The sequence below is a fragment of the Streptomyces sp. NPDC059456 genome, assembly GCF_042750055.1.
In the GTDB taxonomy this organism is placed as follows: domain Bacteria; phylum Actinomycetota; class Actinomycetes; order Streptomycetales; family Streptomycetaceae; genus Streptomyces.
In genome coordinates this window covers 1-7307 of record NZ_JBHYVA010000435.1, presented here as the reverse complement: position 1 = coordinate 7307, position 7307 = coordinate 1, and the positions used below count along the sequence as shown (strand labels likewise).

Below are 7307 nucleotides of genomic sequence, written 5' to 3'. Positions count from 1 at the left end.
CCGGTCGGTCCCGCGCCCGCGGACCGGCCCGCGGCCGCCGCGGCCGGTCCGGGCGGCGAGGTCCCGGGTGAGGCGCCCGAGTACTCGCCGCCGACCCTCGGGGGGAACACCCTGCGCGCCGTCGACCCCGCCCAGGCCCGGGCCGAAGGCCGGTCGCCGATCATCGACCCGGGTCCGCAGTCGGCCGTGCTGACCGCCGGCCTCGGGCTGCTGCTGGCCGGTGCCGCCGCCCTCGGGGACCTCGCGCTGCTCGTTCCGCTGGTGGTCCTCCAGGGGCTCACCGCGGCCGGCTGGTTCCGGCTCAACGGCATGTGGCCGGCCCGCCAGGGCATCGCCCTCGCCTTCCTCGGGGCCCTCGTCGCCGACGCCGCCGTGCTCGCCGTCGACGACACGTACGGCCCCGGCGCGATCATCGGCACCCTCGGGGCCTGGGTCCTGCTCACGCTGGTCCTCCAGCTGCGCAGCCACGCCGACCCCGACGAGCGGATGTACGGGCTGATGGCCTCCGTGGCCTCCGCCGCGCTCGCCATCGTCTGTGCCGGCTACCTGGCCGCCGGCTCCGCCGCCGTCACCGTCGGCGCGGTCGCCGTGGCCGTCGCGGTGTTCACCCGTGCGCTGCCGCTGCCGACCCCGGCCTCCGTCGGTGTCTCGCTGGCCGCCGCCGCCGGAGCCGGGATCGCGGTCGGCGAACTGACCTCCGTCGGTGCGGGCGGGGCGCTGGTCGGCCTGGCCGCGGGGGTGTGCGCGCTGATCGGGCTGCGGGTGGCCGCGTACGACTACCCGTCGAAGTTCGTCCACATGACGGCCGGTGTCGCGCTGCCGCTGGCGGCGGCCGCTCCCGCCGTCTACCTGATCGGCCGGGTGGTCGGCTGACGGGGGAGACGCGCCGTGGACCGTGGCCGTCCGCCGCCCGGCGGCCGACCATGGTCCACTAGAACGCACGTACCGATCTACAGGGGGTGGGGCACGTGCGGTTCCTGCGTGTCGTTGTGATCATCGGAGTGGTGCTCGGTGCACTGTTCGCCGGCGTCGACCGCTGGGCGGTGAACTACGCCGAGAACCGGCTGGCCGAGCGCATACAGGCGCGCCAGGGCCTCGCCGGGTCCACGGAGGTGGACATCCACGGCTTCCCGTTCCTGACCCAGGCGCTCAGTCACGACCTCGAACAGGTCGACGTGAAGCTGGACGGCGTCCAGGCCGTGTCGGACGGCCGCAAAACGCGCCTCTCGCAGCTGAACGCCACCTTCCGCGGCGTGAAGCTGAACGGCGACTACAGCGGTGGCACCGCCCGGCGGGCCGAGGGCACGGCCCTCGTCACGTACCGGGACCTGACCGAGGCCTCCCAGACCGGGGTGACGGTCACCTACGGCGGGGCGCCCGGCAAGGTGAAGGTCACGGCGGCGGTGGAGGTCCTCGGCCGCAGGCTCGCCCCCAGCGTGGTGTCGACCGTCACCCTCGTGGACGCCCCGGGCGGCACCAAGACGGTCCGGGTCCGGGCGGACGACATACCGGGCGCGGGCCTGCCCGGCGTCGAGAGCGCGGTCCGCAAGCAGACCGACTTCGACCGCCGGCTCGACGGCGGCCTGCCGGCCGGGCTCAAGCTGGACACGCTGACCTCCGACGAGTCGGGCGTGCACCTCACCCTGAGCGGCACGAACGTGGCGCTGGCCGGATCGTGAGACAGGACGGTCCGATCCGCAGAAGGACGGGCCGTACGGAGGCCCCGGAGGCGGTGCGGCGGCCGGTCCGGGGCATACGCATCCCGCCATTCGGACGATCCTGTCTCGGAATATGACACGCCGGTGACAGGGCGGCCGGTTCGTCCCTACGATCCATGGCTATGAAGCATCAGCAGGCGGACCTCACGAAGCGACGGGCAGTAGACCTGTGTCGCGTCGCCGCCATGCTCTGTCGATCCATGTGACCTGTGAGCGCTTCCGCTCCATCAGCCGGACGACCGTACTTCCCGCGTGACCGCACCGCAGCCGCCCCTTCCCGCCCACTGGCGCCTCCCCGCACAGTGCCCGAGGACGCGGCCCGCAGCGCTACGCACCAGCAGCACCCGCAGAACGCCCCACAGCACCTGCACCTGCACAGCACGCCCCGCCGCACACTGCCCCGGAGGAGAACACCATGAGCCGCAGCGACGTCCTCGTCGACGCCGACTGGGTCGAGGCCCACCTGAACGACGCCAACGTCGTCATCGTCGAGGTGGACGAGGACACGTCCGCCTACGACAAGAACCACATCACCAACGCCGTCCGGATCGACTGGAAGCAGGACCTCCAGGACCCGGTCCGCCGCGACTTCGTGGACCAGGAGGGCTTCGAGAAGCTCCTCTCCGCCAAGGGCATCTCCAACGACGACACCGTCGTCCTCTACGGCGGCAACAACAACTGGTTCGCGTCCTACGCCTACTGGTACTTCAAGCTGTACGGCCACCAGGACGTCCGCCTCCTCGACGGCGGCCGCAAGAAGTGGGAGCTCGACTCCCGCGACCTGGTCGACGGCACCGAGGTCCCGAACCGCCCGGCCACCCAGTACAAGGCCCAGCCGCAGGACGCCTCGATCCGCGCCTTCCGCGACGACGTCGTGGCCGCGATCGGCGCCCAGAACCTGGTCGACGTCCGCTCGCCCGACGAGTTCTCCGGCAAGCTGCTCGCCCCGGCGCACCTCCCGCAGGAGCAGTCGCAGCGCCCCGGCCACGTGCCGAGCGCCCGCAACATCCCGTGGTCGAAGAACGCCAACGACGACGGCACGTTCAAGTCCGACGAGGAGCTGACCGCCCTCTACGAGGCCGAGCAGGTCGACCTGTCGAAGGACACCATCGCGTACTGCCGCATCGGTGAGCGCTCCGCGCTGACCTGGTTCGTGCTGCACGAGCTCCTGGGCCAGGAGAACGTCAAGAACTACGACGGCTCCTGGACCGAGTACGGCTCCCTGGTCGGCGTGCCGATCGAGCTCGGCGCCAACAAGTAACCACGACGGCCGGGCACGCGACGCCCTCCGTAGATACGACCTCTCTAGGACAGGACAGAGAACATGTGTGGAGCACAGATCGGCGGGCCCGACCTCGCGACGCTCAAGCCCGGTGAGACCGCCATCCAGGGCCAGGTGACCAAGGACGGCGAGCCCGTCAGCGGCTACGTGCGCCTGCTCGACTCGACGGGCGAGTTCACGGCCGAGGTCCCGACCTCGGCGACCGGCCAGTTCCGCTTCTACGCGGCGACCGGCACGTGGACCCTGCGCGCGCTGGTCCCCGGCGCCCAGGCGGACCGCGCCGTGGTCGTGGCCGAGGCCGGCGGCGTGACGGACGTGGCGATCGCGGTCTGAGAGCACCGCACGCCTGCATGACCGGCCGAAGGGCCGCACCCCAGGGGGTTGGACGCCACTGGAACGGGGTGCGGCCCTTCGCGCCGTCCACGCGCTTGTGTTCCCGGGGGCCCGCCCTACCCTGGAGTCATGTACGCCCGGCGGCGCCGCGTCTACTTCCTCCTGATGGGCGGATGCATCTTCCTGTTCGTCTCCGCCTGGTCCTTCGTGCGCCTCTTCTCGGTGGAGGCGGCCGTGGCCCTGTGCGTGGTCGCCATGGTCATCCCGCCGGTCGCCGCGATGATCGCGAACCGGCGCGGGCCGGAAGACCGCTGGTGGGACGACCCCTCGGGGGATCCGAAGTCCGACGAGTGGTGGGACGAACTGGACGGAAAGCGGCGTCACGAGGACTGAAGCGCCGCGAGATAAGAATGTAATAAGCACGCGTACAACCAGCCCCCTCCCGTACAGGTCATGGCTGTGCACGGGTGATCACCACCCGGCGCTTCACGTCCTGTGGGGGGACTCCTTTGGAACACGCACAAACCATCCCTGAGCGGCCGGAAGGGGAGGAGAGCGGAGCGCGCCGCCCCCGCGGCCGCCGCCGTACGGTCCTCCTGATCTCCGCGGCCGCCGTCCTCGGCGTGCTCGCGGGCACGGTCACCGGCTACGCGATCCAGTACGACCGCGCGCCCACGCCCCTGCCGCCCCTGGCGCAGGAGAAGATCGACCAGCCGAAGCCGCAGGCCCCGAACGAGTCGACGAGCACGCGCACCATCAACGCGGGCCGCTGGGACACGACGGAAGACGGCCTGGCAAAACTCCTGATCGAGGCCCCGGCCGGGGCCCAGGTCCGCTCTTCGGGGAGCCAGTCCCTGGACGAGTTCGCGGCGGACTACTACAAGCAGCCGGGCGGCGGTCTGGCCAGCCAGATCGACCACGGCGTGCGGCGGATCGCCGCGCTGGAGTGGGCGCAGGACGACCGGAACTTCGTCACGATCCGGCTCTTCCAGTACCGGGACCGCTCCGGTGCCGACTGGTACCAGCACGCCCACGGCTACCTGGACACCAAGGAGTACATGGGCAACCCCGGCAAGGACCTGCCCGGCGTGCCCGCCGACTTCGGGCACCTGTGGGTGGCCTCGGAGCAGCGGGAGAAGGCGGGTTACCTCCCGACGAAGTGGGCCCGGGTCGTCGCCCGGCGCGGCGGCATCGTCATGGAGATCGAGTACATGAACAACCGCGGCGTCGTCGACGAGAACGACGTCGCCGAGATCGCGAAGCGACAGTGGGAGCGGCTGTGAGCGAACCGAAGGACGCCGCGAAGGCCGTGACGGCCGAGCCGGCCGCTCCCGAGCCGGCCGCCCCCGAGCCGGCACCCGACGCTACGCCGGCCACCGTGCCCCGGCCGCGCAGCCGCCGCACCGCGGCGCTGATCGCGGGCGCGGTCGCCGTCGCCGTCCTCGTGGGCGGCGGCCTCTGGGGTGCCGGACGGATCGCCGGCGCCGACCGCACCTCGCCGACCCGCTACTGGAGCGTGGCTGACCCCGGCCCCCGGCCCACCGCAACGTCGGGTCCCAAGCCGACCGTGCCGCCGAACGCGCTGACGGGCAAGCTGCTGCCGCTCCCCGGCGGCTTCGAGCCCGGCCCGGACATCGACGAGGACGGCAACGACTTCTACGTGTCGGGCGAGCGGGCCCTGCAGTCCTTCAAGGACGTGCGCTCCGGGCTGTCCGGCGACCAGCAGGCACAGCGCGACAAGGCGCTGGCCGACCTGAAGCTCAAGGGCATGGCCGGACGCAGCTACCGGCAGGTCCGTGAGAGCCAGGTGGTGGAGATCCACCTCACCCAGGCCGAGCCCCAGGCCCTGGCGAAGTTCTCCGAGTTCAGCAAGAAGCTCCTGGAGCTGACCGGCGAGGACGGCGACGCTCCGAAGATCGAGGGCTACCCGGACGCCAAGTGCGCGCTGGAGACCCTCGGCAAGGAGAAGACCGAGGACAAGGACAAGATCGGCGCCATGGACTGCGTGGCCCTCCAGGGCGACGTGCTCGTGGCCTTCCGGATGTACGGGCGCAAGCCGTTCTCCACCCATGACGGCGCCGACCTGTTCAAGCGGCAGCTGAACCACCTGAAGTCCCCCGGGGAGTCCGTGTGACCGAGCAGAACACCGCCGAGACCGCCCCGGAGCAGGTGCCCGTCGAACGGGCGCCCGTCGAGCAGGCGCCCGTCGAGCAGGCGCCGTCCGGGGCCGGGACCGCCGCGCCGTCCGTCGAGTCCGCGCCGCCCGCGCCCAAGGACCGCCGCGCCCTGTTCGCCGCCCTGCGCTGGACGGCCGCCGTCGTCGTTTTCGCCGCGGTCGCCTCGGCGGTCACGTACGGGATCACCCGGCCCGAGCGCACCGACGTTCCCGGCCTGTCCACCAGAGGCGACGGCCGCTGGACGTACCCGGAGCTGGTCAAGCCGCAGCTGCCGGCGGGCGCCGCGCTGCCGTTCGCCGAGGACAACCGGGAAGGCGTCCATTACGCCGGGCTGAACCAGCTGCTGCTCCCCGCCCCCGCCGGCGCGAGCGCCGACCCCACGCTGAAGCGGGAGAAGGACGAGGCGGTGACGGTCGACGCCTTCTTGGAGGAGTACCGGGACGGCGAGCGGGAGAAGCTCAAGACGCAGCTCGTGAACGACGGGCTGCGCCAGATCGCCGGGCGCGGCTGGACCACCCCGGACGGCACCCGCACCCACATCTACCTGCTGCGTTTCGACGGTCCGGGATTCGTGGACGCCTTCAAGGGCTGCACCGTGTCCACGGGCCTGGCCAACGCCCCGGTGCTGGAGACCGACCCGGTCTGGAGCGAGGCCAAGAGGACCCAGCGCAACGACCTGGGCAGCGACGTCGCGGCCGCCGGCCCCTCCTGGCGCAGTGGCCACGACGTCACGCTCTACCAGGAGGCCAAGCCGACGGGCGACGAGCAGGTCCGGTTCGGCTGCGTCCAGTCGGGCGACATCCAGGCCCTGGTCCTGCAGACCCGCAAGGGACAGGCCCCGGTCGTCCCGTTCCACCAGACGCTGATCCTGCAGAGCCAGCTGCTGGGCTGATCACCCCCCGGGAGCGGCGTGCGGCCTACCTCACGGAGTGCGCCGGTCCCCGGGCCAGTAGGCTTGGGGACCGGCCCCGTACACGCCCACATCACTTCGAGGAGCACCCCGTGCTTGAGGCATTCTTCACCTCCCTGCTGGTCCTGGTCTGCGTCGGCGTGCTCGCCTTCACCGGCCTCGCAGTGAAGAAGCTGTACCAGGGCCAGCGCTGATCATCCGATCGGCCGCCGACCCGGACCCGGAACCCCTCCCACAGATCGCCTGAGCAGCCATTCATGATCCAGATCCCGTCCGACCTGAACCCGGGCCTCGTCCCCCTCGCCTTCCTCCTCGGTACCTGGGAGGGCGCGGGCGTCTTCGACTTCCCCGGTGAAGAGAAGTGCAACTTCGGCCAGGAAGTCGTCTTCAGCCACGACGGCCGGGACTTCCTGGAGTACACCTCCCACAGCTGGGTCCTCGACGCCGAGGGCAACCAGGTGAGGCCGCTGGAGTCCGAGTCCGGCTACTGGCGCATCGACAAGGACCGCAAGGTCGAGATCGTCATGGTCCGCGACCAGGGCGTCGTCGAGGTCTGGTACGGCGAGCTCGCCGACCAGAAGCCGCAGATCGACCTGGTGACCGACGCCGTCGCCCGCACCGCGGCCTCCGGCCCGTACAGCGGCGGCAAGCGGCTCTACGGCTACGTCAAGAGCGACCTGATGTGGGTCGGCGAGAAGGCCACGCCGGACGTCGAGCTGCGCCCGTACATGTCGGCCCAGCTCAAGAAGGTCGTCACCCCCGAGGAAGTCGCCGAGATGGCGCGCAACCTCCCCGACATGCCCGACGACGGCATCGCCTTCTTCCGCTGAGTCCGTACGCGAAGGGGGGCGCGGGGCCGGGCCGCCGGGCCCCGCGCGCGCGGGACC

General features: G+C 71.6%; 10 protein-coding genes. All 10 read left to right on the top strand.

Going from position 1 to position 7307, the window contains the following annotated elements:
- Window positions 1–873, top strand: an 873-nt coding sequence (locus tag ACFXA3_RS29425; protein WP_385191573.1) for a hypothetical protein, incomplete at its 5' end; no start/stop codon positions are given.
- Between the two features lie 131 nt (window positions 874–1004).
- Entirely contained in the window at window positions 1005–1679 is a 675-nt protein-coding gene (locus ACFXA3_RS29420) for a DUF2993 domain-containing protein (RefSeq protein WP_385191572.1), read from the top strand.
- 155 nt (window positions 1680–1834) lie between these two features.
- Window positions 1835–1924, top strand: coding sequence for an Ms5788A family Cys-rich leader peptide (locus ACFXA3_RS29415; protein WP_350875872.1), 90 nt, complete (start codon window positions 1835–1837; stop codon window positions 1922–1924).
- A 209-nt stretch (window positions 1925–2133) separates the two neighbouring features.
- Entirely contained in the window at window positions 2134–2979 is an 846-nt protein-coding gene (locus tag ACFXA3_RS29410; protein WP_030300854.1) for a sulfurtransferase, read from the top strand.
- Window positions 2980–3042: 63 nt separating this feature from the next.
- On the top strand, window positions 3043–3333 hold the full coding sequence (locus ACFXA3_RS29405; RefSeq protein ID WP_327284077.1) for a DUF1416 domain-containing protein: 291 nt from the start codon (window positions 3043–3045) through the stop codon (window positions 3331–3333).
- Between the two features lie 129 nt (window positions 3334–3462).
- On the top strand, window positions 3463–3726 hold the full coding sequence (locus tag ACFXA3_RS29400) for a DUF3099 domain-containing protein (protein ID WP_054225783.1): 264 nt from the start codon (window positions 3463–3465) through the stop codon (window positions 3724–3726).
- A gap of 116 nt (window positions 3727–3842) precedes the next feature.
- A complete protein-coding gene (locus ACFXA3_RS29395; RefSeq protein ID WP_385191570.1) occupies window positions 3843–4616 on the top strand; it encodes a hypothetical protein in 774 nt (257 codons plus the stop codon).
- Entirely contained in the window at window positions 4613–5467 is an 855-nt protein-coding gene (locus ACFXA3_RS29390) for a hypothetical protein (protein WP_385191568.1), read from the top strand. The genes ACFXA3_RS29395 and ACFXA3_RS29390 overlap by 4 nt, the downstream gene beginning before the upstream one ends.
- A complete protein-coding gene (locus tag ACFXA3_RS29385; RefSeq protein WP_385191567.1) occupies window positions 5464–6402 on the top strand; it encodes a hypothetical protein in 939 nt (312 codons plus the stop codon). The genes ACFXA3_RS29390 and ACFXA3_RS29385 overlap by 4 nt, the downstream gene beginning before the upstream one ends.
- Window positions 6403–6677: 275 nt before the next feature.
- Window positions 6678–7250: an FABP family protein gene (locus tag ACFXA3_RS29380; RefSeq protein WP_385191565.1), complete on the top strand. Its 573-nt coding sequence runs from the start codon at window positions 6678–6680 to the stop codon at window positions 7248–7250.
- The last annotated feature ends 57 nt before the right edge of the window (window positions 7251–7307 follow it).

Excerpts from the sequence above, each read along its gene's own strand:
- ACFXA3_RS29415 (WP_350875872.1), top strand. The coding sequence starts at position 1,835 with ATGGCTATGAAGCATCAGCAGGCGGACCTCACGAAGCGACGGGCAGTA.
- ACFXA3_RS29410 (WP_030300854.1), top strand. The coding sequence starts at position 2,134 with ATGAGCCGCAGCGACGTCCTCGTCGACGCCGACTGGGTCGAGGCCCAC.
- ACFXA3_RS29405 (WP_327284077.1), top strand. The coding sequence starts at position 3,043 with ATGTGTGGAGCACAGATCGGCGGGCCCGACCTCGCGACGCTCAAGCCC.
- ACFXA3_RS29400 (WP_054225783.1), top strand. The coding sequence starts at position 3,463 with ATGTACGCCCGGCGGCGCCGCGTCTACTTCCTCCTGATGGGCGGATGC.
- ACFXA3_RS29380 (WP_385191565.1), top strand. The coding sequence starts at position 6,678 with ATGATCCAGATCCCGTCCGACCTGAACCCGGGCCTCGTCCCCCTCGCC.